This is a genomic window from Pseudomonas parafulva (assembly GCF_002021815.1).
Lineage (GTDB): Bacteria > Pseudomonadota > Gammaproteobacteria > Pseudomonadales > Pseudomonadaceae > Aquipseudomonas > Aquipseudomonas parafulva_B.
The window spans coordinates 3,551,993-3,574,849 of record NZ_CP019952.1 but is presented as its reverse complement, the minus strand read 5'-3'; the positions used below and the strand labels follow the sequence as shown (position 1 = coordinate 3,574,849).

At 63.9% G+C, this 22,857-nt stretch carries 20 protein-coding genes; 18 read left to right on the top strand and 2 right to left on the bottom strand.

The features are described from left to right. Positions 1–426 precede the first annotated feature (426 nt). The 6 genes from xerD (at position 427) to B2J77_RS16030 (ending at position 6,170) form a co-directional block, all read left to right on the top strand. Entirely contained in the window at positions 427–1,323 is an 897-nt protein-coding gene (xerD, locus tag B2J77_RS16055) for a site-specific tyrosine recombinase XerD (RefSeq protein WP_058639562.1), read from the top strand. A 154-nt stretch (positions 1,324–1,477) separates the two neighbouring features. Next, positions 1,478–2,221: a thioredoxin fold domain-containing protein gene (locus B2J77_RS16050; protein ID WP_078479008.1), complete on the top strand. Its 744-nt coding sequence runs from the start codon at positions 1,478–1,480 to the stop codon at positions 2,219–2,221. A gap of 83 nt (positions 2,222–2,304) precedes the next feature. After that, complete coding sequence (locus B2J77_RS16045) at positions 2,305–3,609, top strand: homoserine dehydrogenase (RefSeq protein ID WP_078479007.1); 1,305 nt, start codon at positions 2,305–2,307, stop codon at positions 3,607–3,609. A 245-nt stretch (positions 3,610–3,854) separates the two neighbouring features. Then, positions 3,855–5,264, top strand: coding sequence for a threonine synthase (thrC, locus tag B2J77_RS16040; protein ID WP_058603765.1), 1,410 nt, complete (start codon positions 3,855–3,857; stop codon positions 5,262–5,264). Positions 5,265–5,390: 126 nt separating this feature from the next. Beyond that, the gene (locus B2J77_RS16035; protein ID WP_058603764.1) at positions 5,391–5,810 is read left to right on the top strand and encodes a response regulator; all 420 of its coding nucleotides are present in this window, start codon (positions 5,391–5,393) and stop codon (positions 5,808–5,810) included. Between the two features lie 78 nt (positions 5,811–5,888). Continuing rightward, positions 5,889–6,170, top strand: a complete 282-nt coding sequence (locus B2J77_RS16030) for a DUF3509 domain-containing protein (protein WP_023534040.1) — start codon at positions 5,889–5,891, stop codon at positions 6,168–6,170. A 126-nt stretch (positions 6,171–6,296) separates the two neighbouring features. Here the strand turns inward: B2J77_RS16030 and B2J77_RS16025 are convergent, their stop codons facing one another. Then, entirely contained in the window at positions 6,297–7,259 is a 963-nt protein-coding gene (locus B2J77_RS16025) for a TIGR02285 family protein (protein ID WP_416231926.1), read from the bottom strand. Between the two features lie 2 nt (positions 7,260–7,261). Further along, a complete protein-coding gene (locus tag B2J77_RS16020) occupies positions 7,262–8,461 on the bottom strand; it encodes a CaiB/BaiF CoA transferase family protein (RefSeq protein ID WP_078479006.1) in 1,200 nt (399 codons plus the stop codon). 130 nt (positions 8,462–8,591) lie between these two features. Here B2J77_RS16020 and B2J77_RS16015 point away from each other — a divergent pair, with 130 nt between their 5' ends. From B2J77_RS16015 to prfB, 12 genes are all read left to right on the top strand, one after another. Beyond that, positions 8,592–9,134 (top strand): YaeQ family protein, encoded by a 543-nt coding sequence (locus tag B2J77_RS16015; RefSeq protein ID WP_023534041.1) that lies wholly within the window; start codon positions 8,592–8,594, stop codon positions 9,132–9,134. A gap of 8 nt (positions 9,135–9,142) precedes the next feature. Continuing rightward, the gene (gene recJ / locus B2J77_RS16010) at positions 9,143–10,852 is read left to right on the top strand and encodes a single-stranded-DNA-specific exonuclease RecJ (RefSeq protein ID WP_058639559.1); all 1,710 of its coding nucleotides are present in this window, start codon (positions 9,143–9,145) and stop codon (positions 10,850–10,852) included. 226 nt (positions 10,853–11,078) lie between these two features. Next, positions 11,079–12,185 (top strand): NADH:flavin oxidoreductase/NADH oxidase, encoded by a 1,107-nt coding sequence (locus B2J77_RS16005; RefSeq protein WP_078479005.1) that lies wholly within the window; start codon positions 11,079–11,081, stop codon positions 12,183–12,185. Between the two features lie 150 nt (positions 12,186–12,335). Next, the gene (locus B2J77_RS16000) at positions 12,336–13,019 is read left to right on the top strand and encodes a tellurite resistance TerB family protein (RefSeq protein WP_078479446.1); all 684 of its coding nucleotides are present in this window, start codon (positions 12,336–12,338) and stop codon (positions 13,017–13,019) included. Between the two features lie 142 nt (positions 13,020–13,161). Further along, on the top strand, positions 13,162–14,784 hold the full coding sequence (locus B2J77_RS15995; protein WP_058639557.1) for a methyl-accepting chemotaxis protein: 1,623 nt from the start codon (positions 13,162–13,164) through the stop codon (positions 14,782–14,784). Positions 14,785–14,789: 5 nt separating this feature from the next. Beyond that, positions 14,790–15,296 (top strand): chemotaxis protein CheW, encoded by a 507-nt coding sequence (locus B2J77_RS15990; RefSeq protein WP_058603759.1) that lies wholly within the window; start codon positions 14,790–14,792, stop codon positions 15,294–15,296. Beyond that, positions 15,293–16,558 carry a CheR family methyltransferase gene (locus B2J77_RS15985; RefSeq protein ID WP_058639556.1) on the top strand — a complete coding sequence of 422 codons (1,266 nt, stop codon included), beginning with the start codon at positions 15,293–15,295 and terminating at the stop codon, positions 16,556–16,558. The genes B2J77_RS15990 and B2J77_RS15985 overlap by 4 nt, the downstream gene beginning before the upstream one ends. Further along, the gene (locus B2J77_RS15980; protein WP_078479004.1) at positions 16,555–17,223 is read left to right on the top strand and encodes a chemotaxis protein CheW; all 669 of its coding nucleotides are present in this window, start codon (positions 16,555–16,557) and stop codon (positions 17,221–17,223) included. The genes B2J77_RS15985 and B2J77_RS15980 overlap by 4 nt, the downstream gene beginning before the upstream one ends. Continuing rightward, positions 17,220–19,523 carry a hybrid sensor histidine kinase/response regulator gene (locus B2J77_RS15975; protein WP_078479003.1) on the top strand — a complete coding sequence of 768 codons (2,304 nt, stop codon included), beginning with the start codon at positions 17,220–17,222 and terminating at the stop codon, positions 19,521–19,523. The genes B2J77_RS15980 and B2J77_RS15975 overlap by 4 nt, the downstream gene beginning before the upstream one ends. Further along, entirely contained in the window at positions 19,520–20,533 is a 1,014-nt protein-coding gene (locus B2J77_RS15970) for a chemotaxis response regulator protein-glutamate methylesterase (RefSeq protein WP_078479002.1), read from the top strand. The genes B2J77_RS15975 and B2J77_RS15970 overlap by 4 nt, the downstream gene beginning before the upstream one ends. Before the next feature lie 51 nt (positions 20,534–20,584). Continuing rightward, on the top strand, positions 20,585–21,589 hold the full coding sequence (locus B2J77_RS15965) for a response regulator (RefSeq protein ID WP_058639552.1): 1,005 nt from the start codon (positions 20,585–20,587) through the stop codon (positions 21,587–21,589). A 142-nt stretch (positions 21,590–21,731) separates the two neighbouring features. Continuing rightward, positions 21,732–22,827 (top strand): peptide chain release factor 2 gene (gene prfB / locus B2J77_RS21395; RefSeq protein ID WP_100852119.1). Its coding sequence is split into 2 segments (ribosomal slippage): positions 21,732–21,803 and positions 21,805–22,827, totalling 1,095 coding nucleotides; the frame shifts between segments, so codons are not numbered across the junction. Positions 22,828–22,857: the final 30 nt, after the last annotated feature.

Here is a 22,857-nt window from a genome sequence, read left to right as displayed (position 1 = left end):
AGCGCGGTCCTCCCGGGAGCAAGCCCGCAGCGAGGGAACCCCGGAGCGCAGCGCAGGGGCCGGATGATAGGAGCAGGCGGTTTTTGCTCACTTTTTGACAAGACAAAAAGTGAGCCGCCGTAAGGGCGGAAAGGTGACTGTGCGCCACCCTCGCCAACGAATACCAACTTGCCATACGCGCCTACACCCTCGTCCCAGCGTCCCAGCGTCCCAGCGTCCCAGCGTCCCAGCGCCCCAGCGCCCAGGCAATCAGGTGTTCAGCCGATCACAGCGAATGCCTGAACTCACCACCCAGCCCTTCACCGCCGCGGCCCATAAAAACTCACGAGCCTCGATAAGCAACCCAGGGCAGTCCACCCAGCTACAGACAACCCGCCAACCGCTATGAAACACTACCGCCCCTCAAAGCCGCCAACAGTTCCCAGCATGCCCGCCTTGGACCACCCGCTCATCGACCAATTCCTGGACGCCCTGTGGCTCGAAAAGGGATTGTCCGACAATACCCGCACCTCATATCGCAGCGACCTGGCCCTGTTCAACGGCTGGCTCCAAACCCGCTCGGTCAAGCTCCCAGACGCCGGCCGCGAACTGATTCTCGACCACCTGGCCTGGCGCCTGGACCAGGGCTACAAGCCGCGCTCGACCGCGCGATTCCTGTCCGGGCTACGCGGTTTCTTCCGCTACCTGTTGCGCGAAAAGCTCATCGCCATAGACCCGACGCTCCAGGTGGACATGCCCCAACTGGGCAAGCCGCTACCCAAATCGCTGTCCGAGGCCGACGTGGAAGCCTTGCTGCAAGCCCCGGAGCTTGGCGAGGCCATCGGCCAGCGTGACCGCGCCATGCTCGAAGTGCTGTATGCCTGCGGCCTGCGCGTGACCGAGCTGGTCAGCCTGACGCTCGATCAGGTCAATCTGCGCCAAGGCGTACTCAGGGTGATGGGCAAAGGGAGCAAGGAGCGGCTGGTGCCCATGGGCGAGGAGGCGGTGGTGTGGCTGGAGCGCTACCTGCGTAACGGCCGTGCCGAGTTGCTCAACGGCCGCCCCAGTGACGTGCTGTTCCCCAGCCTGCGCGGCGAGCAGATGACGCGGCAGACCTTCTGGCATCGCATCAAGCACCATGCCCAGGTAGCGGGCATCGACAAAGCCTTGTCGCCGCATACCCTGCGACACGCGTTCGCCACGCACCTGCTCAACCACGGTGCGGACCTTCGCGTGGTGCAGCTGTTGCTGGGCCACAGCGACTTGTCGACCACGCAGATCTACACCCACGTGGCAAAAGCACGGTTGCAGCAACTGCACGCCGAGCACCATCCGCGCGGATGAATGTTTTTCATGTTCGGCCAACCGACAGTCTGCGGCGGCTTCAAGCCCGGCGTGATGTGGTAGGCTTGGGCGGTTAGCACCAAGGGCCGCCCAGTCACCTCGTCGTTTTGCTCAGGTGACGCTCTGCGGCCCCTGTCCGCCCTCAGGAGTATCCATGCGCGTGACCCCGTTTTTCGCCGCCGCCGCCTTGGCGCTGGCCAGCACCTTTGCCGTGGCTGCGGCGCCCGATACACCCGTCGGCGCAGAGCAGGCCATTCGCAAGTCATTGCAGAACCTGTCCCTGGAAGTGCCCGTTGAAAGCGTGGCCAGCAGCCCGGTCAGCGGCCTGTACGAAGTCAAGCTGCAAGGCGGGCGCGTGCTGTACGCCAGCGCCGATGGCCAGTTCGTGATGCAGGGTTATCTGTTCCAGATCCAGGGCGGCAAGCCCGTCAACCTGACCGAGAAAGCCGAGCGCCTGGGCATTGCCAAGCTCATCAACGGCATTCCGGCAGGTGAGATGGTGGTGTATCCGGCCAAGGGCGAAACCAAGTCCCACATCACCGTCTTCACCGACACCACGTGCCCGTACTGCCACAAGCTGCATGCCGAAGTACCCGAACTCAACCGCCGCGGTATCGAAGTGCGTTACGTCGCCTTCCCACGCCAAGGCCTGGGCTCGGCCGGCGACCAGCAATTGCAGGCGGTGTGGTGCTCCAGCGACCGCCGCAAGGCCATGGACAAAATGGTCGAGGGTGATGAAATCAAGGCAGCCAAGTGCACCAACCCGGTCAGCAAACAGTTCCAGTTGGGGCAGTCGATCGGCGTCAACGGTACGCCGGCCATCGTGCTCGAAAACGGCCAGGTGATTCCGGGTTACCAGCCTGCACCGCAGGTCGCCAAGCTGGCGCTTGCCAAGTAATACAGTTCAATACGCCGTCGTCATGGGGTGACGGCATGTTTCACGGTCGGCAAAGGTGTCGGCCGTTCAATGGGGAGTTCACAGTGAAACCGGTCAAAGTAGGCATCTGTGGGTTGGGGACCGTCGGTGGCGGAACCTTCAATGTACTTCAGCGCAACGCCGAGGAGATTGCCCGCCGTGCCGGGCGCGGTATTGAAGTGGCCCAGATCGCCATGCGCTCGCAGAACCCGAACTGCCAGATTACCGGTACCCCCATTACCGCTGATGTGTTCGAAGTCGCGAGCAACCCCGAGATCGATATCGTCATCGAGCTCATTGGCGGCTACACCGTAGCCCGCGACCTGGTGCTCAAGGCCATCGAAAACGGCAAGCACGTGGTCACCGCCAACAAGGCGTTGATCGCCGTGCATGGCAACGAAATCTTCGCCAGAGCCCGTGAAAAGGGCGTGATCGTCGCCTTCGAAGCGGCGGTGGCCGGTGGCATTCCGGTGATCAAGGCCATTCGCGAGGGCCTGTCGGCTAACCGTATCAACTGGCTGGCCGGGATCATCAACGGTACTGGCAACTTCATCCTCACCGAAATGCGCGAGGAAGGTCGCGCCTTCCCGGATGTGCTGGCCGAAGCCCAGGCGCTTGGCTACGCCGAGGCCGACCCGACGTTCGACGTCGAGGGCATCGACGCGGCGCACAAGCTGACCATCCTGGCGTCGATCGCGTTCGGCATTCCGCTGCAATTCGACAAAGCCTATACCGAAGGCATCACCCAGCTGACCACGGCCGACGTGAACTACGCCGAAGCCTTGGGCTACCGCATCAAGCACCTGGGCATGGCACGCCGTACCGCCGAAGGTATCGAGTTGCGCGTGCACCCGACGCTGATTCCGGCTGACCGCCTGATCGCCAACGTCAATGGGGTGATGAATGCCGTGATGGTCAACGGCGACGCCGCCGGCTCGACGTTGTACTACGGCGCAGGCGCAGGAATGGAACCGACCGCTTCCTCGGTGGTAGGCGACCTGGTGGATGTGGTCCGTGCCATGACCTCTGACCCGGAAAACCGTGTGCCCCATTTGGCGTTCCAGCCCGATTCGCTGTCGGCGCACCCGATCCTGCCAATCGAAGCCTGCGAGAGCGCTTATTACCTGCGTATCCAGGCCAAGGACCACCCAGGTGTGCTGGCCCAGGTGGCGAGCATTCTGTCCGAGCGCGGCATCAACATCGAATCGATCATGCAAAAGGAAGCCGAAGAGCAAGACGGCCTGGTGCCGATGATCCTGTTGACCCACCGCGTGGTGGAGCAGGGCATCAACGACGCCATCGTCGCCCTCGAGGCCCTGCAGGATGTGGTGGGCCAGGTCGTGCGCATTCGCGTCGAGCAGCTCAACTAGGGTTGGCCTGAACAGCCTTGTGACGAGCGTTCGGCAAGGCTGTTTGCGTACCTGCGTGACCAAGTACCAGGGCTTGTTGCACAGAGCCCCAGCGACACCCTCGACGCTGCAGCTAGATGCAGCGTAGGGGCTTTAGAACACCCTATAGTCACGGCAAGCCAAGGCATGCCGCCCAGGTTCGAGGCCACTGGCCCTTTCCTGCTGCGGGCAAACGAGGCTTGCCGCTCAAACCAAAGGTTTGTCCCATGCGCTATATCAGTACCCGCGGCCAGGCACCGGCCCTGAACTTCGAAGACGTATTGCTCGCCGGCCTGGCTACCGACGGTGGCCTGTACGTCCCGGAAAACCTGCCACGTTTCACCCAGGAAGAAATCGCATCCTGGGCGGGCCTGCCGTACCACGAGCTGGCATTCCGAGTCATGCGCCCGTTCGTCGAGGGCAGCATCGCCGATGCCGACTTCAAGAAGATCCTCGAAGAAACCTACGGCGAATTCGCCCACGCTGCCGTTGCCCCGCTGCGTCAGCTCGACAGTAACGAGTGGGTGCTTGAGCTGTTCCACGGGCCGACCCTGGCATTCAAGGATTTCGCTCTGCAACTGCTTGGTCGCTTGCTCGACCATGTGCTGGTCAAACGCAACGAGCGCGTGGTGATCATCGGTGCCACCAGCGGCGACACCGGCTCCGCCGCCATCGAAGGCTGCCGTCGGTGCGACAACGTAGATATCTTTATCCTGCACCCGCACCAGCGGGTCTCGGAAGTGCAGCGTCGGCAGATGACGACGATCTTCGGCGAGAACATCCACAACATCGCCATCGAAGGCAACTTCGATGACTGCCAGGAAATGGTCAAGGCGAGCTTCGCCGACCAGTCGTTCCTCAAGGGTACCCGCCTGGTGGCCGTCAACTCGATCAACTGGGCGCGGATCATGGCCCAGATCGTCTACTACTTCCATGCCGCCCTGCAGCTGGGTGGCCCGGCCCGTTCGGTGGCCTTCTCGGTGCCAACCGGCAACTTCGGCGATATCTTCGCAGGCTACCTGGCACGCAACATGGGCCTGCCGATCAGCCAACTGGTGGTGGCCACCAACCGCAACGACATCCTGCACCGTTTCATGAGCGGCAACCAGTACGTCAAGGAGCAATTGCACGCCACCCTGTCGCCGTCGATGGACATCATGGTCTCGTCCAACTTCGAGCGTCTGCTGTTCGATCTGCACGGTCGTAACGGTGCATCGATCGCCGAGTTGATGGCCAACTTCCGCCAGGGCGGCGGCTTTAGCGTCGAACAGGACCGCTGGACCGAGGCACGCAAGCTCTTCGATTCGCTGGCCGTCACCGATGAACAGACCTGCCAGACCATCGCCGAGGTGTTTGAGGCGACCGGCGAGGTGCTGGACCCGCACACGGCCATCGGCGTCAAAGCCGGTCGCGAGTGCCGCCGTAGCCTGGATACGCCCATGGTCGTGCTGGGTACCGCACACCCGGTCAAGTTCCCCGAGGCGGTCGAGCAGGCGGGCGTTGGCAAGGCGCTTGAATTGCCCGTGCACATGAGCGACCTGTTTAGCCGCGAAGAGCGTTGCACCGTATTGCCCAATGACCTCAAGGCAGTACAAAGCTTCGTCAGCCAGCACGGCAATCGCGGCAAGCCGCTCTGACCTTGCAGGCTCCGGGTCGGACCGATCCGGAGCCTCAGCGGTTTCGATGGTTTAATTCAGACAAATCCTATTCTGGCCGATCGTCTTCGCGCCTAGATTAGCCGGTCCTCCCAGCAGGAGCGGCTCATGCAACAGCCCCATGTACTGATTCATCACGTGCGCCCGTCCCACCAGATCCTTCTGCACCAGGCCCTCAATGCCCAGGGCGTGTTTCAGGTGCGGATCTGTCAGGACAAGGCCGAGCTCGACGCATGCCTTTCGAGCGCATTCTCCCCGGATTTATTGATCTTCGACCATGCCATGCCCACCCGCACGGGGACTGCGATGCTCAAGCGGTTACCGCCCACCTGCCCGGTGCTGTTCGTAGGCCAGGCAGGCGCCCGGCGGCGTAACCTGGCTGAACAGGCCCGCAGTTTTGGCTTGCACGTCATCGCGGAGTTGCCATGGCCACTGTCTTCCCCAGCCCTGCAAAGGGCGTTGCAAATACTGCCCAGCCCGTCCGAACGTGAAAGGTCGCAGCCCATGGAAGCACTGACGGCGCATTGAACAGCATGGAAGGTTAGAACTTTCCGCTTCGCTTGCAGGTCTGCTCCTTACAACTCATCAAGCAAGCGAGTAATCCGGATGGAACGAATCTGCAGACTGCTCAACCAAGCCCTCACCCCTTACCAGGCGCACTTGGGTCTGGCCGATAGCCACGGTAACCGGCAGTTGACCGTCCACGACCACCTGGCCAGGGTGGTATTGCAACGCACGGTCAGCGAGCGTCAATTGCAGGAGCAACGCCTGCTGGTGGATATGGTCGATGGTCTGCACCGTGATCTGCAGATCGCCGAAGGGCGGCTGCAGCCTTGCGTGATTGCTGCGTTGCAGCAGCGTCAGCAACCTCAGGGAACCTTTGCCTGAGCGAGTCATCAGATTGATCAGTACAGCCGGCCACTGCTTTGCTCCCGCATGGCCACTGCTGTCGCTGGAAGCCCAAGGGCTTTCGCTTGACCCCGGACGTTCTTCCCCAGCGTCCGGGGTTTCTTTTTATCTGGGTTGAGGGTTTGGAAGGTCGATCGACCCAGCGGCGTGGCGCTCGTCCTGTTCAGGGCGTTCGGGGTGTGCCGCCGCGTGGTCGGTGAAGAAGGCTCGGCTGTGTTCGAGGTAGTCCGCCCGCTGGGCGGGGTCGAGCCAATGCGCATATAGTTTTGGTAGCACCGTCTGGCGCAGCTGGGTCAAGACCTGATCGATGCGGGCCATGGCGGCTTGTCCCTGCGGGCTGGCCGAGCAGCCCACATGCAGGAATTGGTAGGGTTTCACACCCTGAACCGGGTGAAATTGGTAGTCAGCCGGCGATCCGCCTTGTTGCTGGATCAGATAGCGAACTTCCGGCCAGTAGCCAAGCACCAGGCGCAGTCGGCCCAAGCGCTGCATCTGCAGCAGGTTGGCGGTGGCCTGGGTGCCGTAGTGCCGGCTGACGGCGGCATCTGGCAGGTTGCTCAGCGTAGCGTCGATCACAGCCCCATAACTGCGCTCTGCCACTACACCGAGGCGTAGCGATGGGTCGCTCAGCAGGCCTTGAAGATCGACCTCATCACCGTCGAGGTGGGGCGCCACCAAGGCGTGGTTCTGCTTGTGCACGACCAGGCCGCTGGTTTGCACGCCCAGCAACGGGATGGAAAAGCGTACATAGCGGGCGCGCTCGGCGGTCCATAGCAGCATCGGGTCACAGGTCAGGCTGCTGCTGTCCTGCAGCATCTGCAAGCCACGCGCACGATTGACCCGCACGATGCTGTGCGCATATTCGGGCATCTGCTGGATCAGCTGCGGTAACAGCTGGTCGATCACCCCATGACCTTTTTCCGGGCCGTCGGATACGCTGAACGGTGGCAGATCACGCACCAGCCACAGCAGCCGCTCCTGAGCGCTTGAGGGCACGCTGAGCAGTGCAGCCAGTACGGCGCCCGTCCATGCCAACCTGGCGGGGCGCAGGCAATGGGATAGCGACAGGCTCAGACAGCGCCCGCCTGGCGCAGGGCAGCGATGGCGGCCGCATCATAGCCCAGCTGGCCCAGCAGCTCGTCGGTGTGTTCGCCCAGTGCCGGCCCGACCCAGTCGGCAGAGCCCGGGGTGCCGGACAGCTTGGGGACGATGCCCGGCATGCGGAACGCCTTGCCATCGGGCAGGCGCGCCTGCAGGAACATCTCGCGCGCCAGGTACTGAGGGTCGCTGAACATGTCTTCAGCCGAGTAGATGCGGCTGGCCGGCACCTGGGCTGCGGTCAGGGCCTGCATCAGCTGTTCCAGCGGCAATCCGTTGGCCCAGCGATCGATGACCCCGTACAGCTCATCGCGGCGCAGGTCTCGCCTGTCATTGGTGGCCAGGCTCGGGTCCTCGGCCAGGTCGCTACGGCCGAGAGCCACCATCAGACGCTTGAAGATCGCATCGCCATTGGCGCCGATCTGCACATGCTTGCCGTCCGCGCTGGTATGGATGGAGGAGGGCGTGATGCCCGGCATGATATTGCCCGTGCGCTCGCGGATGAAACCGAAGACGTCGAACTCCGGCACCATGCTCTCCATCATGGCGAAGATGGCCTCGTACAGCGCCACGTCGACCACCTGGCCAAGCCCCCCGTTGACCTCGCGATGACGCAGGGCCATCAGTGCGCCGATCACCGCCCACAACGCTGCAATGGAGTCGCCGATGGAAATACCGGTGCGCACGGGGGGGCGATCCTCGAACCCCGTGATGTAGCGCAAACCACCCATGGACTCGCCCACTGCGCCGAAGCCCGGCTGCTCCTTCATCGGCCCGGTCTGACCGAAGCCTGATAGACGCACCATGACCAGCCGCGGGTTGAGCGCATGCAGCACGTCCCAGCCAAAGCCAAGCTTTTCGAGCACGCCCGGACGGAAGTTTTCGATCAGGATATCCGCCTCGGCAAGCAGCTTGCGCAGGACCTCGCGCCCGTCGGGGTGCTTGAGATTGAGGGTAAGCGAGCGCTTGTTGCGCGCCTGCACGAACCACCACAGCGAGGTGCCCTCGTAAAGTTTGCGCCACTTGCGCAACGGGTCGCCGCCGTCGGGCGATTCCACCTTGACCACCTCGGCGCCGAATTCGGCGCAGATGCGCGCCGCGAATGGCCCGGCGATCAAGGTGCCGAGCTCGACCACTTTAAGGCCGGCGAGGGGTTTGCTTGACGTCGACATGGGGCATCCGTGGCAGCTGAAGAGCGGTGTTTTTATCACAGCTGCGATGCGGCAGATACTGCCGCGGCGCAACCGGGGACTGGATCGGTTAGACTGTGCGACTTTTCTTCAGGCAAGAAGCACCCCGACCATGGCCCAGCCGTCCACCACCTACAAATTCGAACTGAACCTGACCGACCTCGACCGCAATGTGTACGAGAACGTCAAGCAGACCATCGCGCGGCACCCTTCGGAAACCGAGGAGCGTATGGCGGTTCGTCTGTTGGCCTATGCGCTGTGGTACAACGAAAACCTGACATTCGGTCGGGGCCTGTCGGACGTCGATGAGCCGGCGCTGTGGGAAAAAAGCCTGGACGACCGTGTGCTGCATTGGATCGAAGTAGGCCAGCCAGATGCCGATCGCCTGACCTGGTGCTCGCGCCGTACCGAACGCACCAGCCTGCTGGCCTACGGTAGCCTGCGGGTGTGGGAAGGCAAGGTGGTGAGCGCGGTGAAGAACCTCAAGAACCTCAGCATCGCGGCCGTGCCCCAGGAGGTGCTCGAAACCCTGGCCACCGACATGCCCCGCAGCATCAAATGGGATGTGATGATCAGCGAAGGCACGGTGTTCGTGACCGATGACCGTGGCCAGCACGAAGTGCAATTGCAGTGGCTGCTGGGGGAGCGCGGCTGAACCTTCCCATGCGTATCGAACCCCGCCCGCTGCCCCCGACCCTGCCGTTTCTTGGCAACCTGCCACCCTTGCTGACTCGCCTGTACGCCGCCCGTGGCGTGCAAAGCGAGGCCGAACTGGACAAAAGCCTGGCGCGCCTGCTGCCCTACCAGCAGCTCAAAGGCATCGACGCGGGCGTCGACCTGCTGCTGCAGGCCATCGACCAAGGCCAGCGCATTCTGATCGTCGGTGACTTCGATGCCGATGGCGCCACGGCCAGTACCGTCGGCGTGCTGGGTTTGCGCCTGCTCGGTGCGGCCCACGTGGACTACCTGGTGCCCAACCGCTTCGAGTACGGATACGGCCTCACGCCGGAAATCGTCGAAGTGGCATTGCAGCGCCAACCACAGCTGCTGGTCACGGTAGACAACGGGATCTCCAGCGTCGACGGCGTCGCGGCGGCGAAGGCGGCTGGCCTCAAGGTGCTGGTGACCGACCACCACCTGCCCGGCGAGGCGCTGCCGGACGCCGATGCCATCATCAACCCCAACCAGCCAGGCTGCCCGTTTCCGAGCAAGTCGCTGGCAGGGGTCGGGGTGATTTTCTACGTCCTCATGGCCCTGCGCGCGCGCTTGCGCAGCCTGGGCCGCTACGACACCCAGCCGCAGCCGAACATTGGCGAACTGCTGGACCTGGTTGCCCTGGGCAGTGTTGCCGACGTGGTGCCGCTGGACGCCAACAATCGCATCCTGGTGCATCAGGGTCTGGAGCGCATTCGTGCCGGACGCGCCCGGCCTGGCCTCAAGGCGATTCTGGAGGTGGCCAAGCGCGACCACCGGCGCATCACCTCCACCGACCTGGGTTTCATTCTGGGCCCGCGGTTGAACGCCGCAGGGCGCCTGGACGACATGAGCCTGGGTATCGAGTGCCTGCTCTGCGAGGATCCTGCCCTGGCGTTGGACATGGCCCAGCAATTGGACGGCCTGAACCAGGACCGCAAGTCTATCGAGCAGGGCATGCAGCGCGAGGCGCTGGCCCAGTTGCGGGACTTGCCGGTCGAGTCGATGCCCTATGGGCTGTGCCTGTTCGATGCAGAGTGGCACCAGGGCGTCATTGGCATCCTCGCCTCTCGCCTCAAGGAACGCTATCACCGCCCGACCATCGCCTTCGCCGATGCCGGCGACGGCATGCTCAAGGGCTCTGCGCGCTCAGTGCCGGGGTTTCACATCCGCGATGCGCTCGATGCGGTGGCCGCGCGCCATCCACAGCTAATCAGCAAGTTCGGTGGCCATGCCATGGCGGCAGGGCTGTCCTTGCCCGAAGCCAACTACCCCGCGTTCGCCGAGGCTTTCGACCAGGAGGTGCGCCGCCAGCTGTGCGAGGACGACCTCACCGGGCGGCTGCTGTCCGATGGTAGCCTGGCGGTGGAAGAATTCCACCTGGACCTGGCCAAGGCGCTGCGCCAAGCCGGGCCTTGGGGGCAGCATTTTCCGGAGCCGCTGTTCCACGGCGTGTTCCAGCTGGTCGAACAACGCGTGGTGGGTGAGCGTCATTTGAAAGTCGTGCTCAAGAGTGAGTGCGGCACGGTGCGCCTGGACGGCATCGCCTTCGGTATCGACCGCGAGGTTTGGCCCAACCCGACCGTGCGCTGGGTGGAGCTGGCCTACAAGCTGGATGTGAACGAGTTTCGCGGCAATGAAAGCGTGCAACTGATGATCGCCCACATGGAGCCGCGCTGAGCCAGGAGCTGTGTGAAAAAAATTCGAAAAGAGGTCAGGCTGTATTCAACGCAGCCTCACCGCGTATCAAGGCTTTTTACGCAACGCCCAGGGCATCGCGGCCAAACCCCATGGAACCTTCCCCCTACCTAATCTGGTCTAGTCTGAACACAGACCGGTACCGGGCCAGGGATGCGTGGTTGACTGCCCGGGCCGGATCACTTTGCAGCCATTGGGAGGTGCCCTCATGAGCATGCTGCTCGAGCCTTACACCCTGCGTCAGCTGACCCTGCCGAACCGCATCGCCGTATCACCGATGTGCCAGTATTCCTCGGTCGATGGCCTGGCCAACGACTGGCACCTCGTGCATCTGGGCAGCCGTGCCGTCGGCGGGGCGGGCCTGGTCGTCACCGAGGCCGTGGCAGTCACGGCCGACGGTCGTATCACCGCTGAAGACCTTGGCCTGTGGGACGACGCGCAGATCGCCCCCTTGCAGCGCATCACCCGTTTCATCACCGCCCAAGGGTCAATCCCGGGTATCCAGCTCGCCCATGCCGGGCGCAAGGCCAGTACCTACCGCCCGTGGCTGGGCAAGCATGGCAGCGTCACGTTGGAGGAGGGCGGCTGGCAGCCGGTGGGGCCGTCGAAGATCGCGTTCGATCCTGAGCACACCGTGCCCAGTGAGCTGACCTATGCGCAGATCCAGGAAGTAGTGCAGGCCTTTGTCGCCTCGGCCAAGCGCGCGCTGGAGGCGGGTTTCAAAGTGGTCGAAGTGCACGCGGCCCACGGTTACCTGCTGCACCAGTTCCTGTCGCCGCTTAGCAATCAGCGTCAGGATGAATACGGCAGCTGTTTCGACAACCGCATCCGCCTGACCTTGCAGGTGGTCGAAGCGGTTCGTGCGGTCTGGCCGGCCGAGTTGCCATTGTTCGTGCGGGTGTCGGCCACCGACTGGGTCGAAGATGGTTGGAACCCGGACGAAACCGTCGAGCTGGCCCGACGCCTGCGTATGCTTGGGGTGGACCTGATCGATGTGTCTTCGGGCGGCACGTCCAGCAATGCCGAGATCCCGACCGGCCCTGGCTACCAGACCCGCTTTGCCGAGCGCGTGCGCAAGGAGTCGGAAATGGCCACGGGCACCGTGGGCATGATCACCGAGCCGGCCCAGGCCGAGCACATTCTGCGCACAGGCCAGGCCGACCTGATTTTCCTGGCCCGGGAGCTGCTGCGCGACCCGTACTGGCCGCTGCATGCAGACGACGACCTGGGCGGCCACCAGGCCACCTGGCCGGCGCAATATCAGCGGGCCACCAGCCGGTCGAGCCCCATTCACGAATCGGACCTGCGCGACTAAGCGGCCCTGGATGCCGGCGGCGGGCCTCTAGGCACCGGCAAGCCGCCGCCGGCCTGCGACGATGCAACATCTGGAAGCAAATCCTCTGTGGCGTGATGTGGGGCAAGTCTTACTCTGGCTGCTGACTTCCCTGATGTGGAGATGCGCATGATGAATACCCGGGGTTTGCTTGATCAATTGCTCAAATCCGGCCAGCAGCTGCTAGAGAAGCAGGCGGGCGGGGCCAAGACGGGTACAGGCGCCGGCGGGCTCGGCGGGTTGCTGTCAGGCGCAGGTGGCGGCCTGCTTGGCGGCGGTGCGCTGGGCGTGTTGCTCGGCAGCAAGAAAGCCCGCAAGTTTGGCGGCAAGGCGCTCACCTACGGGGGCCTGGCCGCGCTTGGCGTGCTTGCCTACAAGGCCTATGGCAACTGGCAGGCGCAGCAGGCCAACCAACAGGCCCCTACACCAGAGCCGCAGACGGTGGACCGCGTACCTGCGGCCCAGGTGGAGCAGCACAGCCAGGCGGTGCTGCGCGCACTGGTCGCTGCGGCCAAGGCGGACGGTCATGTGGATGAGCGCGAGCGTGCGCTGATCGAGGGTGAGTTCACCCGCCTGGACGGTGACCGTGAAGTGCAGCAGTGGCTGCATGCGGAGCTCGACAAGCCGCTGGACCCGGCCGAGGTGGCCCGGGCCGCCCAGACGCCGGAAATCGCTGCCGAGATGTACCTGGCCAGCGTGATGATGGTCGACCAGGAAAACTACATGGAGCGTGCTTACCTGGACGAACTGGCGCGCCAGCTGGGGTTGGCCCACGGGTTGCGCGAGGAGCTGGAAAAGCAGGCGCGGCAGGGATAAGCCGCGCGTGCAGCTTGGCCCAATCGGGAGGATCACTGCGGTGGCGGGGCGTTCTGTCAGAATTTGACGCGCAATTCTGTAGGACGCCTGGGCTATACTTCGGCGATTTTTCCTGCTCGTAGTGAATCCCTGAGGGCTGAATGTGAAGAACTGGACGTTGCGCCAACGGATCCTGGCAAGTTTCGCCGTGATCATCGCCATCATGCTGCTGATGATCGTGGCGGCCTATTCACGCCTGGTGACCATCGAATCTGCCGAGCAGGAAGTTGGGGCCGACAGCATTCCGGGGGTCTACTACAGCTCGATGATCCGCAGCGCATGGGTGGACAGTTACGTCACCAGCCAGCAGTTGGTCGGGCTTTCTGACCGGCGCGAGATCAGCTCAGCCGACATCGAACTCTTCAAGAGTTTCGAAGACCGGCTCAAGCAACACATGGCCAGTTACCAGACCACCATTCGCGATGGCGAGGACCAGGCCCGCTTCGACGCCTTCGTGAAGCTCGAACAAGCCTACATGCAGAACGTCAATCAGGTGCTCGATGCGTATCGAGAACGCAATTATGCCGAAGCCCAGCGCTTGATCGCCCAAGTGCTGACCCCCACCTGGGTCGAAGGGCGCAAGCACCTGAACGAGGTGATCGAACAGAATCGCTTGGCCGCCGACGCCGCCACCCGGGAAATCGTCAGCGCGGTGAACACGGCCAAGGGCAGCATGGTCGTGTCGCTGTTGCTGGCCATCGTGGCTGCCGGTATCTGTGGCCTGCTACTGCTGCGCGCCATTACCTCGCCCATGAGCCTCATCGTGACTGCGCTGGACAGGCTTCGCTCGGGTGACCTGAGCATGCGCCTGAACCTGGACCGCCAGGACGAGTTCGGTGCGGTTCAGGGCGGTTTCAATGAAATGGCCGAGGCCCTGGCCAATCTTGTGGCACAGGCGCAGCGCTCGTCGGTGCAGGTCACCACCTCGGTGACAGAAATCGCGGCCACCTCCAAGCAGCAGCAGGCTACCGCCACCGAGACGGCTGCGACCACGACCGAAATCGGTGCCACGTCGCGTGAAATCGCCGCCACGTCCCGCGACCTGGTGCGCACCATGACCGAAGTCACCTCGGCCGCCGATCAGGCGTCGAGCCTGGCCGGCTCCGGCCAGCAGGGGCTGGCGCGCATGGAAGAAACCATGCACCAGGTCATGGGTGCGGCCGACCTGGTCAACGCCAAGCTGGGCATTCTCAACGAGAAGGCCAGCAACATTACCCAGATGGTCGTCACCATCGTCAAGGTGGCCGACCAGACCAACCTGCTGTCGCTCAACGCGGCGATCGAAGCCGAGAAGGCCGGGGAATATGGCCGCGGTTTCGCCGTAGTGGCCACCGAAGTGCGCCGCCTGGCCGACCAGACGGCGGTGGCGACCTATGACATCGAGCAGATGGTGCGTGAGATCCAGTCGGCCGTGTCGGCCGGGGTCATGGGCATGGACAAGTTTTCCGAAGAGGTGCGCCGCGGCATGTTCGAGGTTCAGCAGGTCGGTGAGCAACTGAGCCAGATCATCCATCAGGTCCAGGCACTGGCGCCGCGGGTACTGATGGTCAACGAGGGCATGCAGGCCCAGGCCACCGGTGCCGAGCAGATCAACCAGGCGCTGGCGCAATTGAGCGACGCCAGTACCCAGACTGTGGAGTCGCTGCGCCAGGCCAGTTTTGCCATCGACGAGCTGAGCCAGGTCGCCGCCGGCCTGCGCGGCGGCGTGTCGCGCTTCAAAGTCTGAAGACGATGATCGACATGCAACCGCGCGCCGTGCCGGCAGGCCACGACAACGGCGCGCTGTACCTGCAGTTTCACCTGGGTGACCAGCGTTTTGCCCTGTCCGTGCAGGAGGTAATCAAGGTGCTGCCCCGTCAGCCTCTCAAGCCAGTGCTGCAAGCGCCGCATTGGGTGGCGGGCATTCTTGCCCACCGTGGCCAGTTGGTGCCGGTGGTGGACTTGGCTGCCTTGTGCATAGGGCGGCCGGCGCTGCAACGTACCAGTACCCGCCTGGTGCTGGTGCGCTATCGCAGCGCACTGCAACTGGGCCTGATTCTGGAGCACGCCACCGAAACCCTGCGCTGCCGTGCTGATGAATTCAAACCCTATGGCGTGGACAATGACCCCGCACCTTACCTGGGGCCGGTCCGCCAGGATGCCCAGGGGCTGGTGCAGCGCATCGAGGTCGACCAGGTGCTGCCCGAGGCCGTGCACCGTGTGCTGTACCCTGACGCACAGGGCGGGACCTGCGCATGAACGAGCGGCATTTCTTTCATTTTCTGCGTGAGCGCATAGGTTTGGACGTCGAGTCGGTGGGCGCATCGATGGTCGAGCGTGCCCTGCGTCAGCGCAGCGCGGCGCTGGGTGCCAGCGGTCTGGACGACTACTGGCTGCGCCTGCAGCAATCGCCGGCCGAGCAACAGGCGCTGATCGAAGCGGTCATCGTGCCGGAGACATGGTTCTTCCGCTACCGCGAGTCCTTCACTGCCCTGGCAAGCCTTGCGCACAAACGCCTGGCCGAATTGGCCGCCGCTCGCCCTCTGCGCTTGCTCAGCCTGCCTTGTTCGACAGGGGAAGAGCCCTATTCGCTGGCGATGGCGCTGCTCGATGCCGGCATCGCCCCGGCATCCTTCCTGATCGACGGTATGGACATCAGCCCTGCCTCTGTGGCCAAGGCCAGCCAGGGTCTTTACGGGCGCAACGCGTTTCGTGGCGACGACCTGGGTTTTCGCGAACGGTACTTCGATGCCATCGACGAGGGCCATCGTGTGCATGACCGTGTGCGCCAGCAAGTGACCCTGCACGTCGGCAATGTCCTTGATCCGGCATTGGCCAGCCGGGAGGGCCTCTACGACTTCGTGTTCTGCCGCAACCTGCTGATTTATTTCGATGTACCCACCCAGCAACGGGTGTTCGAAACCCTCAAGCGCCTGCTTCACCCCCAAGGCGTGCTGTTCATCGGGCCCGCCGAAGGCAGCCTGCTGGCTCGCCTTGGTATGCGTCCGGTGGGCATTGCCCAGTCTTTTGCCTATGTGCGCCAAGACGATATGGCTCAGCAACGACCGGCGCCGGCCGTGCCGATTCAACGCGAACCCATCAAGCCGTTGACCGGCTACCGGCCGACCAATGTCCCCCTGCCACGCATGCGCGGGTCTCTTGGGCCTGTGCCTGACCGGCAGGCCGTCGAAGCTACCGGGCTCGGTGCCCGCGAATTGCTGGCAAGCATTGCCGAGCATGCCAATGCCGGCAACAGCCAGCAGGCGCGTGATGCCTGCCAGCGTTACCTGCGCCAGTACCCCCCGTCGGCCCAGGTGTACTATTGGTTGGGTCTGCTCAGCGACACCGAAGGTGATTTACAACAAGCGCAGGTTCACTACCGCAAGGCGCTGTACCTTGAGCCGCAGCACCCCGAAGCGCTCGTTCACCTGGCCGCGCTCTTGCAGGCCCAGGGTGACCAGGCCGGGGCCCAGCGTCTGCAAAGCCGTGCCATGCGTGCGGGTCGGGAGGCCGACCGATGAACGATGAGGCTGTGACCGACCTGCTCGCCGAAACCGATGTGCGCATCGATGACTGCTGGAATCGCATCGGCGTGCATGGCAACAAGCAATGCCCGCTGCTTGAGCGTCATGTCCATTGTCGCAACTGCGAGGTGTACGCCGCCGCGGCCACGCGTCTGCTGGACCGCTACGCACTGGTGCAGGACACCGACGCACAGCCGGACCTGGAAGCGGTCGAGCAGGCCTGTACAGGGCGCTCGATGCTGTTGTTCCGCCTGGGGGAGGAGTGGCTGGCGTTGCCTACGGCATGCCTGACCGAAATCGCGCCCTTGCAGGCCGTGCATTCGCTACCCCATCAGCGCTCGCGCGTGCTGTTGGGCGTTGCCAATGTGCGGGGTGCCCTGGTGCCGTGCCTGTCGTTGCAGGAGCTGCTGGGTACCCCTGGCGGTGCGACTGAACAGCGCAACAATCGGGGCTTGCCACGCATGCTGATCCTGGCAGCCGAGGGTGGCCCGGTGGTCATGGCCGTCGAGGAAATCGATGGTATCCACCGGCTTGATCGGCCCACGGACCTTGCTCACGACGCCATGCGCTTCACGGCAGCGGTGCTGCAATGGCGCGGGCGCAGCGTGCGTGTGCTGGATGAGCAACAGCTGTTGTCTGCCGTACAGCGGAGCCTGCCATGACCCCTGAGCAAATGCGCGACGCCTCGTTGCTCGAACTGTTCAGCCTTGAAGCCGAGGCCCAGACGCAGGTACTCAGCGCCGGGCTTCTGGCCCTGGAGCGCAACCCTACCCAGGCCGACCAGCTGGAAGCCTGCATGCGCGCAGCCCATTCCCTTAAAGGGGCTGCACGCATCGTTGGCGTGGATGCCGGTGTCAGCGTTGCGCACGTGATGGAGGACTGCCTGGTGGCGGCCCAGGAAGGCCGCCTGCGCCTGAGCGCTGAGCACATCGACGCGCTGCTGCAGGGCACCGACCTGTTGATGCGCATTGCAACGCCCAGCGACACAGCCGCCCAGGACGATGTGCCTGGCTTCCTGGTGCTGATGGCCGCCGTATTGGAGCCCGGGAGGCAGGGCGCTGCACCTGCCGCCCCCGCGCAGGCCCGTCCACCGATGGCGCCACCGCCGGTTGCGAGCCAGACACCGACCGCGCCGCCTGCACCGGCGTCTGAGCCGCCCGCCGATGCCGAGCCTGCGCCACGTCGCAAGGCCGGCAAGCGCACGGTCGAAGGGGGCGAGCGGGTACTGCGAGTGACCGCCGACAGGCTCAACAGCCTGCTCGACCTGTCCAGCAAGTCCCTGGTTGAAACCCAGCGTCTCAAACCCTACCTGGCCACCTTGCAGCGCCTCAAGCGCATGCATGGCCAGGGCATGCAGGCGCTCGATGGCCTGCGCCTGCAACTCGAAGACAGTGGCCAGGGTAGCGAGGTACTCGAAGCCTTGGCCCAGACCCAACGCTTGTTGGCCGAGACCCAGCAGATCCTGCGTCAGCAAGCGGCCGATCTGGACGAATTCGGCTGGCAGGCCAGCCAGCGCGCGCAACTGCTCTACGACACCGCCCTGGCCTGCCGCATGCGCCCGTTTGCCGATGTGTTGGCCGGGCAGAGCCGCATGGTGCGCGACCTGGGGCGCGCCTTGGGCAAACCGGTGCGCCTGGTCATCGAAGGCGAGAAAACCCAGGTCGATCGTGACGTGCTGGAAAAGCTCGAGGCTCCGCTGACCCACTTGCTGCGTAACGCGGTCGATCATGGCATCGAACTGCCAGACAGGCGGCTGTTGGCGGGCAAGCCCGAAGAGGGGCTGATCCGCCTGCGCGTCTCGCACCATGCCGGGATGCTGAGCCTTGAGCTGATGGACGACGGTGCCGGTGTGGACCTGGATCGCCTGCGTGCCAGCATTGTCGAGCGTGCCCTGTCTCCAGCCGAAACCGTCGCGCGCATGAGTGACGATGAATTGCTCACGTTCCTCTTCCTGCCAGGCTTCAGCCTGCGGGACACGGTGACCGAAGTGTCCGGGCGGGGTGTAGGGCTTGACGCCGTGCAGCACATGATTCGCGAATTGCGCGGGGCGATCGAACTGACCCAGACGCCCGGGCTGGGGTGCCGCTTCCACCTGCAGGTACCGCAGACCTTGTCGGTCGTGCGCAGCCTGGTCGTGGAAGTCGGCGGGGAAGCCTATGCCTTCCCCCTGGCGCATATCGAACACACCCTGGCGGTGGATGCCAACGACATCGTGCAGATTGAAGGGCGGCAGCATTTCTGGCATGACGGCCAGCACATCGGTCTCGTAGCGGCCAGCCAGTTGCTGCACCGGCCGGCCGGGCAAACCGACCAGGACAGCCTGCGGGTCGTGGTCATCCGCGAGCGCGAGCGCTTGTACGGCGTGGCCGTCGAGCGCCTGATCGGTGAGCGGGTGCTGGTGGTGATGCCGCTCGATCCGCGTCTGGGCAAAGTGCAGGACATTTCTTCAGGGGCGCTGCTGGACGACGGTTCGGTGGTGCTGATCGTCGATGTGGAGGACATTCTGCGCTCGGTCGACAAACTGCTCAGCACCGGCACGCTCGAGCGCGTCGAGCGCGGCGGTGCCGGCGTCTCTGGTCTGGCGCGCAAACGCGTACTGGTCGTCGACGACTCGCTGACGGTGCGCGAGCTGCAGCGCAAGCTGCTGGGCAATCGCGGCTACGACGTCGCAGTGGCGGTCGATGGCATGGATGGCTGGAATGCCCTGCGCGGCGACGATTTCGACTTGCTGATCACCGACATCGACATGCCGCGCATGGACGGCATTGAATTGGTCACCCTGGTGCGCCGTGACCAGCGCCTGCAATCGCTGCCTGTCATGGTGGTTTCCTACAAGGATCGGGAGGAAGACCGACGGCGTGGCCTGGATGCCGGGGCCGACTACTATTTGGCTAAAGCCAGTTTCCACGACGATGCGTTGCTCGATGCTGTAGTCGAACTGATCGGAGGTGCTCACGGATGAAGATCGCCATCGTCAATGACATGCCCTTGGCAGTGGAGGCCTTGCGACGCGCCGTCGCGCTGGAACCTGCCCATGAAGTGGTGTGGGTAGCCAGCAACGGTGCCGAAGCCGTGCAACGCTGCCAGGAACAGCAGCCGGACCTGATCCTGATGGACTTGATCATGCCGGTGATGGATGGCGTGGAAGCGACTCGCCGGATCATGGCCGATACCCCGTGCGCCATCGTCATCGTCACGGTCGATCGCAAGCAGAATGTGCACCGGGTATTCGAAGCCATGGGGCATGGCGCACTGGATGTGGTCGATACACCGACGCTGGGCGCTGGCGACGCCCGTGAAGCCGCCGCGCCATTGCTGCGCAAGATTCTCAACATCAGCTGGCTGATTGGCCAGCAGCGCCCGCCGACGCCTAGGCCGGTTGCCGCACCGCTGCGTGAAGCAAGCCAGCGACGAGGGTTGGTGGCTATCGGTTCATCAGCAGGTGGCCCGGCGGCCCTGGAGGTACTGCTCAAAGGGGTGCCAGCAGGGTTTCCGGCCGCGATCGTGCTGGTTCAGCATGTGGATCAGGTCTTTGCCGCCGGCATGGCCGAATGGCTCAGCAGTGCAGCCGGGCTGCCAGTGCGCCTGGCACGCGAAGGGGAGCCACCGCAACCTGGCCAGGTGCTGTTGGCCGGAACCAACCACCATCTGCGTCTGCTACAGAACGGGCAACTGGCCTACACTGCCGAACCGGTCAATGAAATCTACCGCCCTTCGATCGACGTCTTCTTCGAAAGCGTGGTGCGCTACTGGTCAGGCGAGGCAGTGGGGGTGCTGCTCACCGGCATGGGGCGCGACGGAGCACAGGGGCTCAAGATGATGCGCCAACGGGGTTTTCTGACCATTGCCCAGGACCAGGCCAGCAGTGCTGTCTATGGCATGCCCAAGGCTGCTGCGGCGATCGATGCCGCAGTGGAAATCCGCCCGCTTGAAGGCATAGCCGGGCGTCTGACGGAAGTTTTTGCACAATGACGAAGTGTAACGAATCATGCCGCCTGGCCGGCCGTGTTCAGGTGACCAGCCATGAATGAGCTCCCCATCGAAGGGTTCGCCGCCGCCGATGAAAACTCGGCGATGGTGCTGCTGGTAGACGATCAGGCCATGATCGGCGAAGCCGTGCGGCGGGGCCTGGCCGATGAAGACAACATCGATTTTCATTTTTGCGCCGACCCGCACCAAGCGGTGCAGCAGGCCATGCGCATCAAGCCCACGGTAATTCTGCAGGACCTGATCATGCCTGGGCTCGATGGCCTGACGCTGGTGCGTGAGTACCGCAGCAACCCGGCCACCCAGGACATCCCGATCATCGTGCTGTCGACCAAGGAAGACCCGCTGGTCAAGCGCGCCGCGTTCGCGGCCGGGGCCAACGATTACCTGGTCAAACTGCCCGATACCATCGAGCTGGTGGCGCGCATTCGCTATCACTCGCGCTCCTACCTCACCTTGCTGCAGCGCGACGAGGCTTACCGCGCCCTGCGTGTCAGCCAGCAGCAGTTGCTCGATTCGAACCTGATGCTGCAACGGCTGATGAACTCCGATGGCTTGACGGGGCTGTCCAATCGACGCCATTTCGATGAGTACCTGGAGCTTGAGTGGCGACGGGCGATGCGCGAGCAGCAACAGTTGTCGTTGTTGATGATCGACGTCGATTATTTCAAGGCCTACAACGATACCTTTGGCCACCTGGCCGGAGACGAAGCGCTGCGGCGCGTGGCAGAGGCCATCCGTGGGTCGTGCTCGCGGCCCAGCGACCTTCCGGCCCGCTATGGCGGCGAGGAGTTTGCCCTGGTGTTGCCCAACACCTCCCCAGGTGGCGCCAGGCTGGTCGCCGAGAAACTGCGCCAGAGCGTGCTGGGCCTGGCGATCGAGCACATGGCACCGTCTGCCGGGTCGCACCTGACCGTCAGCGTGGGCTTGGCCACGCAGGTTCCGCCCATCGGCAGCCACTGCCGGCAATTGATCTCGGCGGCGGACAAGGGGCTGTACCAGGCCAAGAACGGTGGCCGCAACCAAGTGGGTGTCGCCTAGCAAGCCGGGGCAGGGGTGCACCTTTCTCGGCTGGCTGCACCCGGCGTCTGGTCGTCGACGACTGTCAGGCGGGTCTGCCGCCACGCGGCCGACTCGGTTATACTCGCAGGCTTTTCACCGAATTCGCACGAGTAGCCTGCCCATGGAAATCCAACCGATCCTGAACACCATCAAGGACCTCTCCGACCGCTCCCAGTCCATTCGGGGGTATCTTTGACTACGATCTCAAGCATGACCGCCTGATCGAAGTCAATCGCGAGCTGGAAGACCCCAACGTCTGGAACAAGCCTGAGTACGCCCAGGCCCTGGGCCGTGAGCGGTCCATGCTGGCGCAGGTCGTCGAGACCCTGGACAAACTGTCCAACGGGTTGGCTGACTGCAAGGACCTGCTGGACATGGCCGTCGAAGAGGGCGACGAAGGCGCTGTCGGCGACGTCGTGACCGAACTGCAAGGCCTGGAAGAACACCTGGCCCAGCTCGAGTTCCGTCGCATGTTCAGCGGCGAGATGGACATGAACAACGCCTACCTCGACATCCAGGCCGGCTCCGGCGGGACCGAGGCGCAGGACTGGGCCAACATCCTGTTGCGCATGTACCTGCGCTGGGCCGACAAGCGTGGCTTCGACGCTACCATCATCGAACTCTCCGAGGGCGAGGTGGCTGGCATCAAGGGCGCCACCGTGCACATCAAGGGCGAGTACGCCTTCGGCTGGCTGCGCACCGAGATCGGCGTGCACCGCCTGGTGCGCAAGAGCCCGTTCGACTCTGGTGCCCGCCGCCACACCTCGTTCTCGGCCGTGTTCGTCTCGCCCGAAATCGACGACAAGGTCGAAATCGAGATCAACCCATCGGACTTGCGCATCGATACCTACCGCTCCTCGGGCGCCGGTGGCCAGCACGTCAACACCACCGACTCGGCAGTGCGTATCACCCACGTGCCGACCAACACCGTGGTGGCGTGCCAGAACGAACGCTCCCAGCATGCCAACAAGGACACCGCCATGAAAATGCTGCGGGCCAAGTTGTACGAGCTGGAGATGCAGAAACGCAATGCGGCCTCGCAGGCGCTGGAAGACAGCAAGTCGGACATTGGCTGGGGCCACCAGATCCGCTCCTACGTGCTGGACGACTCGCGCATCAAGGACCTGCGTACCGGCGTCGAACGCAGCGACTGCCAGAAAGTGCTGGACGGTGACCTTGACCAGTACCTGGAAGCGAGCCTCAAGCAGGGGCTGTAAGCCACACCCTATCGCCGCGCCACCGGCCCC